The 19,149-nt window shown below is 39.8% G+C and carries 21 protein-coding genes; 10 read left to right on the top strand and 11 right to left on the bottom strand.

The genetic code is table 11. From position 1 onward, the window contains the following. The first annotated feature begins 62 nt into the window (after nucleotides 1–62). Nucleotides 63–296, top strand: a complete 234-nt coding sequence (locus L0Z67_RS11160; RefSeq protein ID WP_062569916.1) for a hypothetical protein — start codon at nucleotides 63–65, stop codon at nucleotides 294–296. Here the strand turns inward: L0Z67_RS11160 and L0Z67_RS11155 are convergent. From L0Z67_RS11155 to L0Z67_RS11145, 3 genes are read right to left on the bottom strand one after another with little or no spacing between them, the layout of a single operon-like run. Beyond that, nucleotides 293–673 carry a diacylglycerol kinase gene (locus L0Z67_RS11155; RefSeq protein ID WP_062569917.1) on the bottom strand — a complete coding sequence of 127 codons (381 nt, stop codon included), beginning with the start codon at nucleotides 671–673 and terminating at the stop codon, nucleotides 293–295. The genes L0Z67_RS11160 and L0Z67_RS11155 overlap by 4 nt on opposite strands. Nucleotides 674–693: 20 nt before the next feature. After that, a complete protein-coding gene (locus L0Z67_RS11150; protein ID WP_405128036.1) occupies nucleotides 694–2,319 on the bottom strand; it encodes a phosphoethanolamine transferase in 1,626 nt (541 codons plus the stop codon). Nucleotides 2,320–2,334: 15 nt separating this feature from the next. Further along, on the bottom strand, nucleotides 2,335–4,278 hold the full coding sequence (locus L0Z67_RS11145; protein ID WP_405128035.1) for an LTA synthase family protein: 1,944 nt from the start codon (nucleotides 4,276–4,278) through the stop codon (nucleotides 2,335–2,337). 167 nt (nucleotides 4,279–4,445) lie between these two features. Here L0Z67_RS11145 and L0Z67_RS11140 point away from each other — a divergent pair, with 167 nt between their 5' ends. The 4 genes from L0Z67_RS11140 (at nucleotide 4,446) to L0Z67_RS11125 (ending at nucleotide 9,017) form a co-directional block, all read left to right on the top strand. Further along, entirely contained in the window at nucleotides 4,446–5,120 is a 675-nt protein-coding gene (locus L0Z67_RS11140) for a response regulator transcription factor (protein ID WP_405128034.1), read from the top strand. Continuing rightward, complete coding sequence (locus L0Z67_RS11135; RefSeq protein ID WP_405128033.1) at nucleotides 5,120–6,526, top strand: sensor histidine kinase; 1,407 nt, start codon at nucleotides 5,120–5,122, stop codon at nucleotides 6,524–6,526. Before L0Z67_RS11140 ends, L0Z67_RS11135 begins: the two co-directional genes overlap by 1 nt. Nucleotides 6,527–6,589: 63 nt before the next feature. Continuing rightward, a complete protein-coding gene (locus tag L0Z67_RS11130; RefSeq protein ID WP_062569921.1) occupies nucleotides 6,590–6,778 on the top strand; it encodes a DUF3185 family protein in 189 nt (62 codons plus the stop codon). A gap of 64 nt (nucleotides 6,779–6,842) precedes the next feature. Then, the gene (locus L0Z67_RS11125; protein WP_405128032.1) at nucleotides 6,843–9,017 is read left to right on the top strand and encodes an exonuclease domain-containing protein; all 2,175 of its coding nucleotides are present in this window, start codon (nucleotides 6,843–6,845) and stop codon (nucleotides 9,015–9,017) included. Nucleotides 9,018–9,057: 40 nt separating this feature from the next. Here the strand turns inward: L0Z67_RS11125 and queC are convergent, their stop codons facing one another. Continuing rightward, nucleotides 9,058–9,738 (bottom strand): 7-cyano-7-deazaguanine synthase QueC, encoded by a 681-nt coding sequence (gene queC, locus L0Z67_RS11120; protein ID WP_228074481.1) that lies wholly within the window; start codon nucleotides 9,736–9,738, stop codon nucleotides 9,058–9,060. A gap of 121 nt (nucleotides 9,739–9,859) precedes the next feature. Between queC and queE the strand changes: the two genes are divergently transcribed. Then, nucleotides 9,860–10,525 carry a 7-carboxy-7-deazaguanine synthase QueE gene (gene queE, locus L0Z67_RS11115; protein WP_237127022.1) on the top strand — a complete coding sequence of 222 codons (666 nt, stop codon included), beginning with the start codon at nucleotides 9,860–9,862 and terminating at the stop codon, nucleotides 10,523–10,525. Between the two features lie 71 nt (nucleotides 10,526–10,596). Here queE and bcp read toward each other — a convergent pair whose 3' ends face one another. Beyond that, nucleotides 10,597–11,076 carry a thioredoxin-dependent thiol peroxidase gene (gene bcp / locus L0Z67_RS11110; RefSeq protein ID WP_062569924.1) on the bottom strand — a complete coding sequence of 160 codons (480 nt, stop codon included), beginning with the start codon at nucleotides 11,074–11,076 and terminating at the stop codon, nucleotides 10,597–10,599. 10 nt (nucleotides 11,077–11,086) lie between these two features. Next, nucleotides 11,087–11,620 carry a glycine cleavage system protein R gene (locus tag L0Z67_RS11105; RefSeq protein WP_062569925.1) on the bottom strand — a complete coding sequence of 178 codons (534 nt, stop codon included), beginning with the start codon at nucleotides 11,618–11,620 and terminating at the stop codon, nucleotides 11,087–11,089. Between the two features lie 371 nt (nucleotides 11,621–11,991). Between L0Z67_RS11105 and bamC the strand changes: the two genes are divergently transcribed. Both bamC and L0Z67_RS11095 read left to right on the top strand, forming a co-directional pair. After that, entirely contained in the window at nucleotides 11,992–13,053 is a 1,062-nt protein-coding gene (bamC, locus tag L0Z67_RS11100; RefSeq protein ID WP_062569926.1) for an outer membrane protein assembly factor BamC, read from the top strand. A 71-nt stretch (nucleotides 13,054–13,124) separates the two neighbouring features. Continuing rightward, complete coding sequence (locus L0Z67_RS11095; protein ID WP_193987545.1) at nucleotides 13,125–14,492, top strand: YjiH family protein; 1,368 nt, start codon at nucleotides 13,125–13,127, stop codon at nucleotides 14,490–14,492. A 35-nt stretch (nucleotides 14,493–14,527) separates the two neighbouring features. On the opposite strand, the gene L0Z67_RS11090 is transcribed toward L0Z67_RS11095, so the two are convergent. Beyond that, nucleotides 14,528–14,671 (bottom strand): DUF2897 family protein, encoded by a 144-nt coding sequence (locus tag L0Z67_RS11090; protein WP_237114246.1) that lies wholly within the window; start codon nucleotides 14,669–14,671, stop codon nucleotides 14,528–14,530. 39 nt (nucleotides 14,672–14,710) lie between these two features. Further along, on the bottom strand, nucleotides 14,711–15,247 hold the full coding sequence (locus tag L0Z67_RS11085) for an acyloxyacyl hydrolase (protein WP_193987543.1): 537 nt from the start codon (nucleotides 15,245–15,247) through the stop codon (nucleotides 14,711–14,713). Nucleotides 15,248–15,494: 247 nt separating this feature from the next. Between L0Z67_RS11085 and L0Z67_RS11080 the strand changes: the two genes are divergently transcribed. Continuing rightward, nucleotides 15,495–16,076: a phospholipid-binding protein MlaC gene (locus tag L0Z67_RS11080; protein ID WP_405128725.1), complete on the top strand. Its 582-nt coding sequence runs from the start codon at nucleotides 15,495–15,497 to the stop codon at nucleotides 16,074–16,076. 298 nt (nucleotides 16,077–16,374) lie between these two features. Beyond that, nucleotides 16,375–17,712, top strand: a complete 1,338-nt coding sequence (locus L0Z67_RS11075; protein WP_237114245.1) for an ankyrin repeat domain-containing protein — start codon at nucleotides 16,375–16,377, stop codon at nucleotides 17,710–17,712. A 61-nt stretch (nucleotides 17,713–17,773) separates the two neighbouring features. Here L0Z67_RS11075 and L0Z67_RS11070 read toward each other — a convergent pair whose 3' ends face one another. From L0Z67_RS11070 to arsC, 3 genes are read right to left on the bottom strand one after another with little or no spacing between them, the layout of a single operon-like run. After that, nucleotides 17,774–18,229 (bottom strand): DUF2069 domain-containing protein, encoded by a 456-nt coding sequence (locus tag L0Z67_RS11070; protein WP_062569931.1) that lies wholly within the window; start codon nucleotides 18,227–18,229, stop codon nucleotides 17,774–17,776. Further along, nucleotides 18,226–18,780 (bottom strand): NAD(P)H:quinone oxidoreductase, encoded by a 555-nt coding sequence (gene wrbA, locus L0Z67_RS11065; RefSeq protein WP_193987542.1) that lies wholly within the window; start codon nucleotides 18,778–18,780, stop codon nucleotides 18,226–18,228. The genes L0Z67_RS11070 and wrbA overlap by 4 nt, the downstream gene beginning before the upstream one ends. Further along, the gene (arsC, locus tag L0Z67_RS11060; protein WP_062569933.1) at nucleotides 18,780–19,127 is read right to left on the bottom strand and encodes an arsenate reductase (glutaredoxin); all 348 of its coding nucleotides are present in this window, start codon (nucleotides 19,125–19,127) and stop codon (nucleotides 18,780–18,782) included. The genes wrbA and arsC overlap by 1 nt, the downstream gene beginning before the upstream one ends. Nucleotides 19,128–19,149: the final 22 nt, after the last annotated feature.

The raw sequence follows: 19,149 nt of genomic DNA, 5'->3' as shown, positions 1-19,149 counted from the left end.
TATTTTTCTTATTTTGAACTACACTTACTTTTTCAAAGGAGTCTCTTTTAAAGGAGTAAGTTATGGGCACAAAATTTTGGGTATTAAGAGCCACTAAAGTTTTTACGCTGGTGGCTATTTTATTATTTATGGTAGAAATCTTGAAAGGCCATGAGCCATCAAGCGCATTGGCTTTTGCGTTACTTTGGTCTTTTATTGTTACAGCAATTTTTATCGCAACCCGTTTATACCATTCATCAAAAGGGCGCCATTGTTCACTGTGTAACGACACCCCAGATGATAAAAAAGCAAGTTAACTTAGGTTGTTAACAAATACGCCGCCCCATACCAATGTACAAATCGTTAGAGCAATCAGTACGGCTGCTGAGCCTAAGTCTTTAGCTAGGCCTGAGAGTGGATGAATTTCAAGGCCTATACGGTCTATTGTGGCTTCAATTGCTGTATTGACGACTTCAGCAAATATCACAAATAGCACAGAGACAAGCAGCATAACTTTCTCATAAAGACTAATTTGCCACACAAAAACCACGGCTATGGAAAGGGCCAACAGTATCAGCTCTTGCTTAAAAGCAGACTCATGTTTTGCTAACCACGAAAATGCACGTTGGGAATTTTTAAATGCTAGGCGAATACGTTTAATGCCGATGGGCTTGTTAGTGCTATCAAATTGCATAGTATGAAGTCTCTTTTACGTTAGCTTTGTGTTGAGCAAGTATTAAAGATATCTTGCTCTGGGTGGTATTCAGTGCTTTGTACATGGGTTAAGCCAAGTAGCGTGTCAAATATATTATCGTGAGAAAAAGCCTGATTACGCTGTTGTTCGATACATTGATTAAAATCGGTATCGGCCAGTTTGTTACTCCAAAACAGCATAGGCACTTGGGTTTGCTCTTTAGGCGCTAATGCGTATGGGAAGCCATGTAAGTACAAGCCTTTTTCACCTAATGATTCACCATGATCAGAGACATACAGCAGAGCTTTGTCATCCGCCTGACTGTTTTGCAGTAAATTAATAAGTTTACTCAGCACTAAGTCGGTATAAGCAATGGTATTGTCATAGGTGTTTGTCAGTTGCTCACTGCTACAATTTTGGATATCGCTCCGTGGGCAGTCAGGCAAAAATTTACTGTCTTTTTCTGGATAGCGGCGATAGTAGGTTGGCCCATGTGAACCAATCATATGTAGTACCACTAGTTGGTGCTTCGCATGACTCTTGGCAAGTTTGGCAGTTAACTCTGCAACCAGTACTTCATCAAAACAATAACGTCCGTCACAAAGTGGGTTTGTCTTTGTTGGTTCTATTGTCTGGGAGTTTACTCGCACGCAAACCCCTTTACAGCTGCTATTGTTATCAATCCACGTTACTTCGACACCACTTCGTTGAATAATATCTAGAGCATTTTCTTGGCTTTGCGCTATGCGCGAATCATAGTGATTGCGGTCCAAGCGCGAAAACATGCAAGGCACAGAAATGGCAGTCGCCGTGCCACATGAACTGACATCACTGAAATATTTAACGCCAAGCTTAGGGGTATATTGATTAGTCGGCTTGTTGTAACCTTGCAGCGAAAAGTTTGCTGCGCGAGCAGTTTCACCTACCACCATAATTGTCAGTGAACTTTGTTGTTGTGCTATTAAGTGCGGTGTTTTATCTAATACTTTAAATGGTAAAGGAGGATAAAAATAATTATCGCGCAGGTACTTATAGCCCGCAGTGTAAAATGCAAAAGGGGTAATATAGCTGGTTAGTTGACGATTATTACGTCCTACGGAGGCGTAATCTTTATAAAATGGGACGGCAATAACAGCTACAGCAATAAACGCTGTAACGTTAAGAAACGCAAAGCTTGTAAGGCGAACACGAAAGTTTCCGACAATATTAAAACGAGAAAATACGTAAGCAGGCAGTACACCAAGCACACTAATGAAGGCGACAACCTGTACATTGAGGTATGAAAATGCCTCCCCTGAATTTGTCTCTAAGATATTTTGCAGCATGCTTTTATCAAAGATAACACCGTAATTTAAGGTTGCATAAAACAACAATGATGAAACCACGATGCTTGTTAAAAGCACGGGTTTTACAAAGGTGATTAACGATAACCAACTTAATACCATTGCCGTCATTGCTAATAAGAAAAACGGTACGCTTGCTATAAATAACCAATCGACATGTTCAGGTTTGCTGGCTGCTTCAAGCATGTTAAATAAAAACAGGCCATTAAATGCAATAACCAAGTACAACGACACCAGCCAGACAAATTGGCTGTAGCTAACGTGCCATTTTTTAGCAAAGAGTTGTTTAATTTGCATGCTCATAATCATTCCTCATCGCTACGATTTATTTGGTAAGCGATACAACTGTTCGGTATACGCTAAATTGCTAAATAAGACGTGCGCTAAGGCTTTTTTGGCAAGTTCAAGGTTGCTGCCAGCTTTATCAACGGCAACTTGGGTTTTACTTGCAGGATCATAGCGCCAATAACTCACTTTTTGATTTGGCATGAGTATTACGGCTTCACCATTTTCTACGTAAGCAAAGTTGTCGTAGTACTGCATCATGGCGCGCTCAACGGGGTAGTGTTTCGTTAAATCATAACCAAGCATCGGGGTTGCTTGCTCAACACCTAATAACGACAACAAAGTAACTGGTAAATCAATTTGGCTGACTAAGCGAGTATCGCGCTTTGTATTTATATCGCTATTTAGGATTACAGCAGGGATGTGGAAAGATTTAAGCGGCACGGGTTCAGAGCCAAACACGCGCACATCATGATCGGCAACCACTAAAAAAACGGTGTCTTGCCAGTAATCTTGCGTTTTTGCCTTGGCGATGAATTTACCGAGTGCGTAGTCAGCATATTTAATTGCGAGATCGCGTTTGACGTTTTCTGGGTCGTGGTCTTCAGGTAGTGTTACTTTACCTTCTGGAATATCGAATGGGTCGTGGTTACTTGACGTAAACACCAAGCTGAAAAAAGGTTTGCCTGATTTATTTAACTCGCTCAGCTCGTTATCAGCTTGATTGAACAAGTCTTCGTCGCTTACTCCCCACGACGAAATAAACTCAGGGTTTTGCATGTCATTAATATCTACAATATCACTAAAGCCATTCCCTAAGAAAAAGCTTTTCATATTATCGAAATGACTTTCACCGCCGTAAATAAACTGGGTGGTATAGCCTGTACGGGCTAATACATCAGCCAGTGAGAAAAAGTTACGCTGAGATTTAGAAAGTTTGACCACCGAGCGAGAAGGAGACGGGGGAAACCCAGTTGTAACCGCTTCAATACCTCGAACAGAGCGCGTGCCCGTTGCGTATAAGTTATCAAAGCTCCAGCCTTGTTGATAAAGCTTATCAAGCTCAGGAGTCACACCAATGCCACCCAGTTCACCAACAAAGCGAGCACCTAAGCTTTCTTCTAAAATAATCACTAAATTCTTTTGTTTGCCTGTGTTAAAAGGTGTGTTGTTGGCTAGAGTAGGAATACGCTCAGTTAAAAACTGCGGCTTGTAGGCTGCTTGCTTTACTGTTTGTAAAATCTCATTACGTGGCATGGTGCCGTATAAACTACTGGCATTTTTTTCATTGCCCATATTTTTAATAGCAAACGCAACACTGTAAGTTGAATTTAGGGCCAAGGAGTTAACCAGTGAGTCACTTGAAAAGTACACTAACGCAGGGTTTAAAGGGCGGTGGCTTACAGTGCCCCTTGCGCTAATTAAGCAAACGAATAAGGTGGTAACGAGTATCACCACTTGGCTAACCGTTTTAACGTTTTGCTGTTTGCTAAATGCTGCATTGATATAGCGATATGCAATTACACAACTAAGCGTTGCAATAATTAAGGTGCTTATTATGGCAAGTAGGTGGCCATGTATTAACATAGAAAAGACTTCTTGAGGGTAATCAAGATATTCAACAAATAAGCGATTTGGTCGCACATCGTACTGAGTAATAAACGCGGGGGTCGAAGCCTCAACAACCACGATTAAAGTCACAACTACGCTGCTATAAAGAGTAAACGCACGGCGAAATAAATCAGTCTTACTGCGTAAAAATACATGAGCGAGTAACACTAAAACAGCCAAGGCTGACAAGTAGCCTAAGCTGCTTAAGTCGACTCTTAAGCCGCCAAATAAAACCGCAAGGCTATCGCCATCAGCTAACCTTTGTTGCTGCCATACTAGCAAGCCCACTCTCGACAATATAAAAACTGACATAATGAGTAGCGTAAAACGAAATAGTGGCTTTAGAACGGATGTGATTGCTTGCATAGTTGTACTTATTTAATCGAAAAGTACCGCAATACTAGGAAGCAAAGCTTAAGAAATACTTATGGAAAACTTAATGTTTACTGGGTTAGCTAAAATTCAGTAAACCTTAAGTAAATCTTAAGTTTTACAGCGTAAGCTGCGCTTAGAATGTTTTATAAGAGAGAGCTATGAAGCTATTACTCATTGAAGATTCGGCGTCTTTGCGACGCAGTTTACGAATAGGTCTTGAAAACTTAGGTTTTACCATTGATGAAACAGGAGATGGTGCCGAAGGGCTCAGTATGGCTATGTCAGGAGAGTATGAATTGATTGTTCTTGACTTAATGCTGCCTAGTATTGATGGCATTACTTTACTGCAAACCATCAGAGCAAAGCAGCTTGATGTGCGAGTACTTATTTTATCGGCTAAACAAGAGCCAGAAGATAGAGTTAAAGGGCTGCTTACAGGCGCTGATGATTACTTAACAAAGCCTTTTTCGTTTGATGAATTACATGCACGGTTATTAAACTTAACGCGTCGTGGGCATTTGAAAGCAAAAAGTGATGTGATTTATATAAATAGTTTGGCGCTTAACTTGCAGCTTAAATTATTACAAGTGGGCGATACCGTCATCGACTTAACACCTAACGAGTATAAAATAGTCGAGTGCTTGTTTAGTAATCAAAATAAAGTCATCACTGCAGAAAAACTGAGTAGTTATATTGCAGGTCAATACGATTTAGTATCAAAGAATTCAATCGAAGCACATTTATCATCTGCCCGTAAAAAAGTAAGAGTGGCTGGTGGAGAACTTCCCATTCAAACTAAACGTGGTTTTGGTTACATAGTACAAGGTAAGTGATGAAATCAATCCGAAGTAAGCTGGTTGTCACTTTATCAATTGCTATTACTGGGCTTGTTTTAAGTATTTTATTAGCTACCGATATTGCGGTTGATAGTTGGATTGATAACGAATTTAATCGCGGCCTGCAGTCAAAAGCAGGGATGTTAATGACCTTGGTACATGAAGATGAGCAAGGACTGGCATTTAACTTCTCAAGTGAATTTATGCCAGAGTTTGATGGTAAGGTTGAACCTGAATATTTTCAAATCTGGACAGAAGCAGGCGTATTTACACGCTCTAAAAGCCTTAATTTATTTAAAGTAAAGACCCTTACATTACAGAGTTTAGACGTTGGTGAATCGAAGATTATTGCTGCTAAACTGCCCGATGGCCGTGACGGTAGAATCATTTATACTCGCTTTTTTCCTCAGGCTGAATCGCATGTAAGAGCCGGTAACTACGAAAGCAATAAGTCTGCTGTGCAAATGCCTCTTACCCTAGCGTACGCAGCTTCATCAGAGGAAGTGGATTTTATTCTTTGGCTCATTGATATTATTTTTGTTGTCACGACCGTCACCGTCATTGTATTTATTCGACTTTTTGTCCGTAAGTCAGTTGATTCATCGCTTGCGCCATTAAATCAACTCAATAAAGATATCAGCCTACTCAGCATTGCCGATAAAAGTGCTCAAATTGTAATTAAAGAGCCTGTAAAAGAGTTGCAGCCTATTGTTGAGAGTCTTAATGCGTTCATACAAGAAAACAGGCAGCTTTATTTTCGTGAGAAACGGTTAACGTCAGATATTGCCCATGAACTTAAAACACCCATAGCAGAGTTAATTAATATGGCAGAAGTGGCCATTCGTTTTCCCAAAGAACAACAACTCAATGAAGACTTTAAGCCGGAAGTGCTAAACATTGGCCAGCGTCTAAAAAGCATTGTTTCTAACTTGTTGCTACTGCATAAATACAGTGATCAGGTTTTGCCAAAAAATGAGGCGTGTGATTTAAATCAAGTGACTATGCGAGTGTTGGAAAACGGTGATAAATCGAGACTCGAATTTGAACTCGATAAAACCCTGCCGGCTCTAGTCAGTAATATATTTGCCCTTGAGTCTATTATTACCAACTTGGTGAATAATGCTAAGCAATATAGCCCTGAAGGTACGCATGTGTTGATTAAAACTAAAAGAAAAGGGCGCTTAATCATTTTAACTGTTAGAAATACGCTTGTAACGGCTTTAAGTAAAGAAGAAATGAGCCAGTTATTTCACCCTCTTTGGCAAAAAGACACCGCGCGAACGTCAAATGATAACTTTGGACTGGGGTTATCGATAGCAAATGCATTAACGAAAGCTATTGATGCAGAACTATTGGTTGAGCAAAGTGAGCAAACAATTACCTTTAGTTTGATATTAAAGTGAAATTTTGCAGCCTTCGTGTTTATGTGCAACACTGATTATGAACAACAATAAGGAATAAAAACTATGGGTAAAATAATTGGCATTGCACTTATCGTCATTGGTGTTGCACTTGCTGTGTGGGGATATAACGTATATGACTCTGCCAGTGCGCAAGTAAGTCGTACGCTAAGTGGTGATACACCGATTGAAGCGTGGTTAGGTATGGTAGGTGGTGCAATCTGTGCGGTTGTAGGCATATTAAAAGTTAAGTAATCAAACATTGAAATTAGCAAGCTAATACCTGATACTGTATGTATATACAGTTTTGGTGTTAGCTATGCAGAAACAATTACCAGCAAAATACTATTTAAGTCACTTTTTTGAACTTGCAGAGTTTATCCAAACTCAGTGTACATGCCTGTTAACGGCTAAGCAGCAGTTATTTCTATCAAGGTTAATTCAACTTGATGAGCAAAGCTTGTGTACCTTATTGCGCATTTACTCGCGTAAGCCTAGGCTTGTAGCAATATCTTCACTTAATTATGAAGAGATCCCCAATCTCCATGGTGCTATTTTTAAGCTTAAGCAACAAGCGCTGGTGGCACACCCCACAGGTGAAGATTTAGATTTAGTACTTGAACATTTAACTAAGCCGGAGTTGGTGACCCTTTTAGCGAATGATGAGCTAATGTCATCTACTGTTGTTTTTAAAAAGTCAGCAAGCAAAGGGGCATTAATTCAACTATGCAAAGATCACATCGATCGTACGAGTAACCAGTTAGAAACGCTTTTTAGTCAATTTGTGGTGAATAGCCGAAGCCAGTATTACGAGTACTTTGAGTTTTTATATAGTGGTCGCTTGAGTGGTGGTGATATAAACCACCAAAATCGCTTTGTGATGCGTGATTTAGGAATAGCCAAAGTACGTGGTGATGTCAGCGGAGCGCTGTCGCGTTTTCAAACCTTGGCTGAAGCACAAACACATTATCAATTAAACCAATTGCGCATGCAGTTTAAGCAAAGCGAGTCAGCAGCGCAGTATCAAAACTTAGCAAAGGCACTTTTAGCCATTAGCTGTGAGGATGAATTAGCCCAGAGTATCAAAAACAAATTACTTATTCGCTTATATAAGCAGCTGAAGGAGCATGACTTAGCGTTTGCATGTGAGTTACTCGAACACTGTGAAGGCAGCAGTGAAGCGCAAGAGCTAGCAATTCGCCAGCGCTATAAAGAGGGGGATAAAGAGTGGGTTGAGCAAAAGCTTGAGCAAATAATTCACGATCCACTTGATGATGGCATTTTGTATTTTGCTGAGGATTTCTTACAACGCAAATACAATAAACAACAACGCTCGCGTCTAACGCAAATGCTTGTTGATACAGAGCATCAATTAAACATTGATGACATTTATCGTGGTGACGTAGAGCAAGGAGTGAGCGAGCATTACCAGCAACAGGAATGCACTGTCTTTTTTAGTGAAAATAACCTTTGGTTGAGCTTATTTACACTGACATTTTGGCAAGAGCTTTTTATTGATACGCCACACCCACCATGCAACGAATTTGATATTTATCCCAAAGTTCTGCTTGCTGATAACTTTTACGACTCACAGCAAAAACAAATAGAACAAAAGTTAGCATTTTTAACATCAAGTGATGCTTGGTTTAAGCATGTGTGTAAAGCGGCAGGGCAGTTTTACGATACACCGACAGGTTTATTTCAATGGCACAGTGATATTTTAGAACCGTTAAAGTTGCTTATAAAATACAGCGAGTTACAAAGTTTAAAGTCACATGTTTTGCAAATGACAAAAACATTTAAGCAGCTAAAAGATGGTTACCCAGATTTAATGGTGCTCAAAGAGGGCAAACTCACCTTTGAAGAAGTAAAAGCCCCAGGCGACAAACTCAGACGCAACCAACTTGTCAGTATTGATGTGTTAAAACAGCATGGCTTTACTGTGAATATTGTTGCGGTAAATTGGTTTAATGATCCGAATCGTATTTACAGCGTGGTTGATATAGAAACCACAGGTGGCTTACAAGGTAATAACAAAATTACGGAAATAGCCGTTGTGCAAGTGCAAGCCGGCGAGGTGATAAATCAATGGGCAAGCTTAATTAACCCTGAGCGCAGCATTCCACCGTTTATTACTAAACTTACCGGTATCAATGCTGCCATGGTTCGTGATGCCCCACGCTTTGAGGAGATAGCTGCTACACTGCGCTCACTATTAAAAGGCAGTGTGTTTGTTGCTCACAATGTGAATTTTGACTATGGCTTTATTCGTAAAGAATACGCTGCACTTGGGCAAGGCTTTAAAATGCCCAAGCTATGCACTGTTGTTGAATCACGAAGAGCATTTCCAAAGCTCAAGTCTTATTCGCTCGGTAACTTAGCGGCTCATTTTGAACTGAATTTAACTAACCACCATAGAGCATTAGCTGATGCAACTGCCACAGCCGAGCTGTTAAATTTGATTCAACAAACACAATCAAAAAAGGCGAGTTAAACTCGCCTTTTAAACTTAATCTTTCCCATCCAAAATAAGGTTATTCGTATTCGATAGGGTCGGTAACGTTATTTAATGCAAAAGCTTCTAAACGCTCTTGGCAGGCACCACATTTGCCACAAGCTTTGTCACGGCCGTTATAACATGTCCACGTTTGGCTATAATCAAGACCCATTTTTAAACCGTCTGTCAAAATATCGATTTTGGTATTATTTAAATACGGGCTGAAAATTTCCACAGCGTCATAGTTGGCAATACGGCAAACATCATCCATTTTTTGTACGAACTCTGGACGACAGTCAGGGTAAATTGCATGGTCACCTGAATGCGCGCCGTAATAGACTTTGCTTGCTTTTAAAGACACCGCATAACCCACTGCAAGTGAAAGTAAGATCATATTACGGTTAGGCACAATTGTGCTCTTCATGCTTTCTTCTTCGTAGTGACCTTCTGGTACTTCGATATCATCAGTTAAAGATGAGCCACCAATTAACTGGTTAATAGCTGAAATATCAACAATCTTGTGAGAAACACCTAAATTTTCACACACTTGAGCAGCTACTTTAAGCTCTTTAACATGACGCTGGCCGTAGTCGAACGACAGGGCATATACTTCATGGCCTTGTTGCAGGGCTTTATTTAATACGGTAAATGAGTCCATACCGCCGGAATAAATCACAACTACTTTTTGCGTCATATCTGTTTTGCTCTTACTTTTGATAGAGGTTTACTTCAGGGCGCGATATACTACACGGCTCGGGCCTAAATAACAATTTTTGCGCGTGTTTTTGGTTTTTTGATGGTATATATTTTATACCGTTGCGTCGTAAGTGAGATGTCTTTTGTACAAAATTAACGAAGTGTTTGAAACAATTCAAGGTGAAGCAAGTTTTACAGGCACACCTTCAATCTTTTTACGTTTACAAGGCTGCCCAGTGGGTTGTGCTTGGTGTGATACAAAGCAAACATGGGATGTTGATAATGTATATAAAGTGTCCTTAGATGACACGGTTGAGAAAAAAGCCGACTCAGATCATTGGGCAGAAGCAACGGCTGAGCAAGTTTTCGCATTATTTAAAGAGCGTGGTTATAACGCAAAACATGTGGTGATCACAGGTGGTGAGCCTTGCATGTACGACTTAAACCCAGTGTGTGAATTATTACACGCAAATGGCTATTCGACTCAAATTGAAACCAGCGGTACATTTGAAGTGCTAGCACCCGAGCAAACATGGGTTACTGTATCACCAAAAATTAATATGCGCGGCGGTTACACAGTACTGCGCAGCGCCATGCAACGTGCAGACGAAATTAAACACCCAGTTGCGATGCAAAAGCACATTGAAGAACTTGAAGACTTATTCTTGAAAACAGGTGTGAACCCACGTTTAGTGTACCTGCAACCAATTAGCCAAAAAACCTCAGCGACCAAACTGGCTATTGAGACCTGTATCGCTAAAAACTGGCGCCTGTCAGTGCAAGTGCACAAGTATTTGGGAATTAGTTAGTTTATTACTCTGTAGAACAAAAAAGCGTTGCCCATTGGCAACGCTTTTATATTTCATACTCAGTTCAATTATTAGTTCTGAGCTAAATAATCAAGCACGACTTGATGATGGTCTTTAGTTTTAAACTTATCAAATACGTGTTTGATTTTACCGTCTTGGCCTACAAGGAAGCTAATTCGGTGAATACCCTCATACTCTTTACCCATAAACTTCTTGTAACCCCAAATACCAAATGCATCAGCAATTGCGTGATCTTCGTCGGCTAATAAATCAAAGTTAAGCTCTTTTTTGGTTTCAAAGTTCTTTAAACGTTTAATAGGGTCGGGGCTAATACCAACAACACGTGTATTGAATTTAGCAAGCTCAGCTTTTTCATCACGTAAGTTTTCAGCTTGTACTGTACATCCTGGGGTTGATGCCTTTGGATAGAAGTAAACAAGCACTTGCTGCTCTTTTAATAGCTCAGCGAGTACGACTGTTTCATCGTTTTGGTTTTGTAAACTAAAAGCTGGGGCTGTATCACCTGCTTGAAGAGGATTAATTTTGTTCATGCTTAGCTCCTTAGCGAATGCGTCTGAAAATATAGTCTACGTTCAAACTACGAGAAAGATCTTCAAAACTAACTTTAAATTTATCAATATCAACTTCTACTGGAATATTAAACTCTAGCTCACAACGCATTTTCACATCTTCATCTTCATCAAATGTATCTGATTTTAATGAGCAAATACTGATATTGTTATCAGCAAAAAAGCGTGTCACTTTACTGAGTGTTCCTGGTGTGTCGATACCTGTGTATTCGAGTGTATAACCTGCACAAAACTCGCTTGCTACATGGCTTGCTGTGCGCTTCATCATGGTTAATAAGCCTAGCTCCATCCCTTTAGTTGGCAGTGTATGTTCAATTCGGCTAATGGCCGACATGTCACCAGCTAATAACATGATGAAGGTAAATTCGTTGCCTAAAATAGCAATTCGACTGTCGATTATATTGCAATGACAATCACTCACTAATTGAGTTAGTTCGCTAACGATACCGGGTCTATCTTCACCGATCGCAGTGAGCACTATCTGATGATTCGTAAAAGCAGTCATGGAATTTTAAGTACCTAGTAATTAATAAATACCAACGGATATAAGCCAGAATAAGCTTTGATCTCACGTGAGTTTAATACCGCACGGCGGCGAAGTTTAACATAATTAACCTAATAGAGGATAGCGGTGATTAATTAAGCCATTAATAAAGTGCGCTCTTTCTTGTTTTTAGGGGCATCTGAAAGTACCATAGTTAAAATTTTGCAAGGCGATAAGCAAACATAGTGGTTACGCGCTAACCCATATTATTAGGGTTTTTTGCATAAAAACGAAAAATGTAAAGTCAAAAGTGATTTTACAGTGAACCAAATCGGCATTACCCACTCATACATTTGTTAAAAAAATTAAGGGTTTGCTAAGGAGAAATATCTGTGCAGTATTGGATCTCAAAGGCGCTTGCAGTAAGCGTAATGGTTAGTTTAACAGGGTGCGGTGTTTTTACCGACGAGGCACATCATAAACGTAATTATCGTGCTAACGAACCGGTTAAAGCGCCTGAAGGACTTGCGCAGCCAGCTCAAGATCTGACTTATAAAATGGATGTTGCTCAATATGACAACGATCCTGAAGCAAAAAATTATCGTCCACCCGCACAAGTTATCACTATTGCTCAAGGTAGCTGGGTAGAAGAAGGTGATAAAGATGCACGCGTTTACTTTGATAAAAACGATGGCATTGTTGATTTAGACGAGTTTATTTGGGACTCAATTAACGCTGTATTACATGAAGAAAATGCCAGCGCAACAAAGGAAGATAAGTTGCTTGGCAAGATAGAAACGGATTGGTATAGCATTATAAAACCAGAAGATGTTTGGTTTTGGGAAGACGAAGCGGATGTTTCACAGCAGCGATTCTTGTTTACAATTGAAGAAAAGTCTCACCAGCGCACAGCATCATTAAGCAGCAAATTGATTGATTTTAAAAGTGATTCGCAAGAACTGACACCACTTTTAAAGCAACAGCTTGAAGTGCGAGCACTTAATCAAGTGATTGCTGAGTTTGATTACCGTTATCGCCAGCTTGAAGTCGAAATGCGTAAGCAACAAGGTATTATTTCTCTTGAGATGGGTTTTGATAACAAAGGCAATGCTGCATTAGTGACTGAACAAGATTACTTTGTGGTGTTCGACCGTTTTTCTGGCTTCTTAGAGCGTTTATCTTTCACTATAGTTGAAATTGACCAAGAAAGAGGTTTGATTACGGCTGATTATAAGAAGCCTGAGTCAAGCGTTTGGGATTCAATTTGGGGTGAAGAATTAGCAGAGCTACCAATCGAGGATGGCCAATACCAAATACTTGTAAGCCGCACAAATGAAGGTGGTACGAGTTTGACATGGATGGACTCTGAAGGGACTACATTAGAGCCAGGTACAATGAATGACCTACAACAAGCACTAGAAAATGCGCTGCGCCAGCGCGGTATCAATATTTAATAATTATAAAAGTTAAAACCACCACAGAAAGAGCCTTACCGCTCTTTTTGTGGTTTTTACAGGTTGAAAATATGTCTAACTTAAACACTGCAAATCGCAGTAACTTGCGAACTTTGTTTACCTTTTTCGTTCCTTCACTTATCGGTGTCTTTTTGTTTATGACGCCAGTGCCTATAGGTGAAGCAATGACTATTCCTATTGCTGTAATGGCAAAGGGAGTTCAGCAATGGATAGCACCATTCGCATTAGGTTTAATAACCACCATTGTATGTATAACGGGTGTGCTTTCTTTAACTATTAAACTATTTCAGCCTAAAGTGCTTTTAAAGGTGTTTGTAATCAAGCATTTGTTTGATGTGAGTTGGCTGTGGCTCAGTGTGCGTCTATTCGGAATGGTGTTCATTCTACTGACCTATACCCAGTATGGGCCCGAAATGATTACTTCTAAAAATACGGGAGCTCTAGTTCTAAATGATCTACTTCCTGTGTTGTTTTCTGTGTTTATATTGGCAGGATTGTTACTTCCTTTGTTATTAAATTTTGGTCTGTTAGAGCTTGTCGGCACGTTATTGACTAAAGTGATGCGACCATTATTTGGCGTGCCAGGACGCAGTGCGGTTAATTGTGTAGCATCTTGGCTAGGCGATGGTAGCGTGGGGATTTTGATGACCGCACGCCAATATGAAGATAAACATTACACCCAACGTGAAGCGGCGATTATCGGCACCACCTTTTCTGCCGTATCAATCACTTTTTGTTTAGTTGTTATTGGTCAAGTTAAATTAGAGCATTTATTTGCCCCGTTCTATTTGACTGTGTGTTTAGCAGGTTTTGTTGCTGCACTTATCGTGCCTCGCTTGCCGCCTTTGCGTTTTAAGAAAGATTTATATGTTGATGGTACTCAACCTGATGAGCACGCAGAAGCAGTGCCAGAAGGAAAAACACTGATAACTCACTCGCTTGATGTTGCACTCGCAAAGGCTAGAACTGCGCCAGGTTTCGTTGGTACTTTAAAAGAGGGGATTCATAATGCCCTTGATATGGTGTTTGCTGTGTTACCTGTGGTGATGGCAGTAGGTACATTTGCGCTTATTATTGCGGAATATACGCCAATTTTTGAGTATATGGGTAAACCATTTGTGCCATTTTTAGAGTTATTGCAAGTGCCAGAGGCCGAAGCCGCTGCACAGACTATCATGGTGGGGTTTGCTGATATGTTTATTCCGTCTATTTTAGCCGCGGGTAGTATTGAAAGTGATGTAACGCGTTTCATTATTGCGGCAATGAGTGTGACACAATTAATCTATATGTCTGAAGTAGGTGCCTTACTACTAGGTAGCAAAATTCCTGTGAATATCGTTGAGCTGTTCTTAATATTTATTTTAAGAACCTTAGTGACACTGCCTGTTATCGTTTTAATGGCTCATTGGTTAGTCTGATTGAGTCTTTAGGTATTATTATAAAGCCCTGATAGTTAATCAGGGCTTTTTTGATCTGAATCATCATCGTTTTGTGGTTTTTTAAAGTCCATTTTTGCAGCGCGTCTTAGTAACGCTAGATTACCAATTACAACGCCGAAAACCGCAACAACAATTGCAATTTTTTGCCATGTTTCCATACTCAAACTCAACTAGTCAATTTTGATCAATATTAGCACTTAAAAGCGTCGAGCATAAGATAGAGATATAAAATCAAGGCCAGGGTTCGGGCTTTTGAATCCTGCATTAGAATAATGTAAGTACCTTAATGCTAAACTAGTATCATTACCTAAGTCTGCGACGAGTCCTAATCTATCTTCAAATTGATAGTGAGTGCTAACGTTCTTACCTGCAAAATGGGTGTCATCTAATATAGAGACGCCAATCCCGAACTCCACTGAAACAGGAATATTTTTAACACTAAAAATAGGGTATTGAATAACAGGAGACATGGCTAAAACAAGGTTGGTTTGATGATTGTTTTCTTTGCCATACTGCCAAATATTAAAGCTCGATTCGAAGTAGAGGCGTGCATGTTGAAAAGGAAGTTTCTCTTGGGGAATATGATATTGATAGGCGAGTTTAACCCCTTTAACATCCCCTTCACCTTGAATATAGTCAATGGCATAACCATGACTTGAACTTGCAAAAGCAGGCGTTGTTAAAGTAGCGGCAATAGCAAATGTCAGCGCTTTTAAAATGTGTGTAGTTTTCATATAGGGACTTCTCATAGTTACTATGAGCAAGTAGATAAGGGTGACTACGGGCCCTTTTCAATGTGCAAAAATACACAGTACTTGTGCATTTGCTTAATTTTTTCAGCAATTAACTGAAAACTAAAATAAAAATCTATTGGTGCGATTTTGGCATTAAAACGTTGTCGGATTGTTTCTTTTTATTTGGGGCTAATATCGGTATATTGGCTCAAATTTTCAACGGTAAATACATATGATGACTAAATTAATGAACGCCTTTTTACTTGTTACCGCGCTATTGGCTTCAAACGTATTTGCTAGCCAACTGAATTCTCCAAAACAATTGTTAGAGTCAGTGACAGCAGATTTATTTGTAGACATTGCAAGTGTAAATGCTAAAGGTGATGCAAGCTCACAAGCCATGGCTGACATTGTTGAGAAACGTTTATTACCGCATATGGATATTAAGTTTGTCTCATATAAGTTACTAGGAAAGCACATTAAAGGCTTACGCCGTGAACAAGCGGTTAGCTTTATTTCAGCGGTTGAGCACTACTTAACAATTACTTATGCTGGCGCGTTAATGAAATATACAGGCCAAAAAGTTATCTTTGATCAAGCCCAATTAGTAGATGGTGACTACGCGACCGTTAAAACACAAATTGTGGATGAAAATGCGCCAACAATAGACCTTCATTTTAAGCTACGCCAAGGTAAAAATAAGCAATGGAAGGTGTACGATATCGTTGCTGAAGGGATTTCTTTACTGAGTGCTAAGCAAAAAGAAGTGTTACAACGTATTAGCCAAGTTGGCATTGACGAAGTCACTCAAGAATTAGCCAGTAAATAGGCTTAGACCTAGACTTACATTCAAGGCATATGTTAGTAAGTCTAGGTTTATTTAGTCTCCAACCAAGCAGTCAGTATATCCATGTGCTGCTGCTTTTCTATTTTCTTTAAAAATCACTGACTTTACGCTAGCACCTGTTAACCTCTGTGGTAGAATTAAGACACTTTTCTTCTTACCTTAGTATCATTAGATACTGTTTTTATTGGTCGTGATATTAAGCGCAGTGTCAGTTAAATTTTGGCATAATTTGCAGCTTAATAAGACATCTAATAATGTGCAGCGGAGTTGTGTTTTTTTAATGGAAAATGTACTGATTTGGCCAAAGGAATACCCATTACTGATCAAAGGATTAGTTGAACAAAATGGGGCCTATATTTTAGATGCTTTAGAAGCTTGGCCTGCATGCCATTCTACCAATGAAGACGATGGTGTATGCACCACTGTATTACCTCCTATTTATTATCTCTCTTGGCTTACACCTCTTGAGCCATTTGAGGAGTGTTATTTTCAGCATATTTCTGAGTTTGATGAAGCTGCGCAGCATTATATTAATGCGATGAAGTCGCACTTTTATGAAAATGATTACACCCCTGAAACGCTTGTATTGATGCTTTGCCAACGTTTAGAGCAGTATGCGAGTGCATTTGCGCAATCTGCGGTTAAAACCCCAATTACACTCATTCGCCAATTATTTAACCGACGCTATTTTACTGTTATTGAACATGTTTTAAGTCAAGGTGCGAAAATGTCCGCGGACGATGTATTAGTTCTGTGGACGGAAGTTGATTTCAGAGAGCGTTTCAGTGGTTTTATACCTGATTCAGTCACTGATCTTGAACAGTTAACAGAGCTTGCCGCAGAAAAAGTCGCCCTAGGTGAAGATTATTTCACGTTATTAAAATTAGTCTCGCCGGATGTTGATTCAGCTTCGCTTCTTGAACAAGCATTGTTAGCTCACTTAAGCCATGAGAATGCTAAGCAAACAATGGCGAAACGCTTTATTGAGCAAGGAGCAACGGGCACTTTAGCAGATGACAACGGCAAAACAGCATTTATGTGGGCTACAGAGAAGGGTTATGTCAATGTTGTTGAGACTTTGCTGGAGCATCAAGATAAAACGATTCAGGATATAAAAGGTAATACAGCATTACACTATGCCGTGTTTGCTGAAAATGAACCATTATTGGTCTTACTCCTCAAACAAGGCTTTGATTATCGCGTACGCAATAACGATGGTTTAAGCTGTTATCGTCTCGCGGTGAGTATAAAAGCAGATAGTCTTGTAAAATGTCTTGAGCGTGAATTTGGCATTAAAGAATTATCACCTGAGGGGCAATTTGATCGTGTTAAGAAAGTGCACCTACTCCACGCAATTGTTACCTTGTTGCTGCCAATGCAGTTATTCTTCTTTTTTGACGACAGTATTGCGATAAAAAGTGAATTAACACTGAGCTTCACTTTGGTGGCTATTTTGTGTTTCTTTTTTGCAACGAGCTTAAAGCGTTGCGCACTTTATCCACATTTACGCCATCCTTGGGGTTTATTCTTACTGAGATTATTCTCATTGTTTAGCTTGATTGCTCAAGTGGGGTTAGCCAGTATTGTTGCATTAGCAACTTTATCCGAATTGGTTTAAATAAAAACGGCAACTTATAGTTGCCGTTTTTATTTGTAACTGTGTTAAACACATGGTGTGACTATTTGTCGTGCTCGTGGGCTGCTTTTTCCTCAGCAAGCTCTTCTTTGAGTTTACGTATTTTTAACCCTAATTCCTGCCCACGATGGCGCGCATAATACGTGCAACCAATAAACATGAGGCTAGCAAAAGTTAACTCTAACAGTACCCAAATGAGTTGATCTTGGGCGACCCACAGTAGTGTAAAGCCATGAATAAAATAAAACATGACAATAAAATTAGCCCACGCATATGTGTAGGGCTTGTCTTGAATAATCCCTTTTAATGGTAAGAGTAATGGCACTATATAAACAACAAATATAAAGGCATTACTATGGCCTTCTCTAGGAGCTATTAGAAATAACCAAATAGGCATTAAAATTAATAAGCCGATGTAACCGGTTAATGCAAATCGCTGAAAACGTTTTGTAATCGGTTTTTTGGCAATAGGGGGATTTACTTCTGAGTTTGTGCTCATTGTAGTTTACTCGCAATCTGCGCCAAACGTTTTCCAACACTGTGGCAAATTTTCATTTCATCTTTACTGAGAACATTACTATTGTTAGTGCCAGCAACATGTGTTGCACCGTATGGGGTTCCGCCTGTCTCTGTGCTCAGTAATTCGGGCACATCATATGGAACGCCTAGTAACATCATGCCATGGTGTAATAAAGGTAATGATAAGTTAAGTAAGGTTGCTTCGTTACCACCATGCATACTGCTTGATGACGAAAAAACGCAGGCTGGTTTATCGATCAGCTGTCCTTTTAGCCACAGATCACTGGTGGTTTCCCAGAAGCTTTTCGCTTGCGATGCCATCATACCAAAACGGGTAGGGGTGCCAAAGGCGAGACCATCACAATGAATAAGGTCGTCTTTGCTTATGACAATATCGTGAGCTTGGCGTTTAACAAAGGTGCGCAGTAAGGCTGTTACACCTTGCTGTTCAATTGACTCTGCAATTTCGTGGGCCATGGCTTCTACAGAGCCATGACTTGAGTGGTATAACACAACAATGTTAAGTGACATTAAAGTACGCTTAATACGTTTTCAGGTGGACGACCAAGCGCAGCTTTATTATTGTGCTCTACAATAGGACGCTCGATTAATTTAGGGTTTGCCGCCATCGCCGCAATTAGCTTGCCTTCGTCTTGTTCGTTTTTAAGCTCAAGCTCTTTGTAGATGTCTTCTTTTGTGCGCATTAATTCACGTGCAGAGGTGAAGCCAAGTTGCGTTACTAACGTGGCAATCTGTTGCTCATCAAGAGGTGTTTTTAAATACTCAACCACATTAGGTTGGACGTTATTACTTTCTAAAAGGGCAAGCGTTTCACGTGATTTTGAACAACGCGGATTATGATAAATAGTCACAGACATGGAGTGTTCTCTAATTTAATAA

The sequence above is a fragment of the Pseudoalteromonas sp. PB2-1 genome, from assembly GCF_045040605.1.
Lineage (GTDB): Bacteria > Pseudomonadota > Gammaproteobacteria > Enterobacterales > Alteromonadaceae > Pseudoalteromonas > Pseudoalteromonas arabiensis.
Note: the sequence above shows the minus strand (reverse complement) of the source record. Positions and strands in the feature narration are given on the sequence as shown.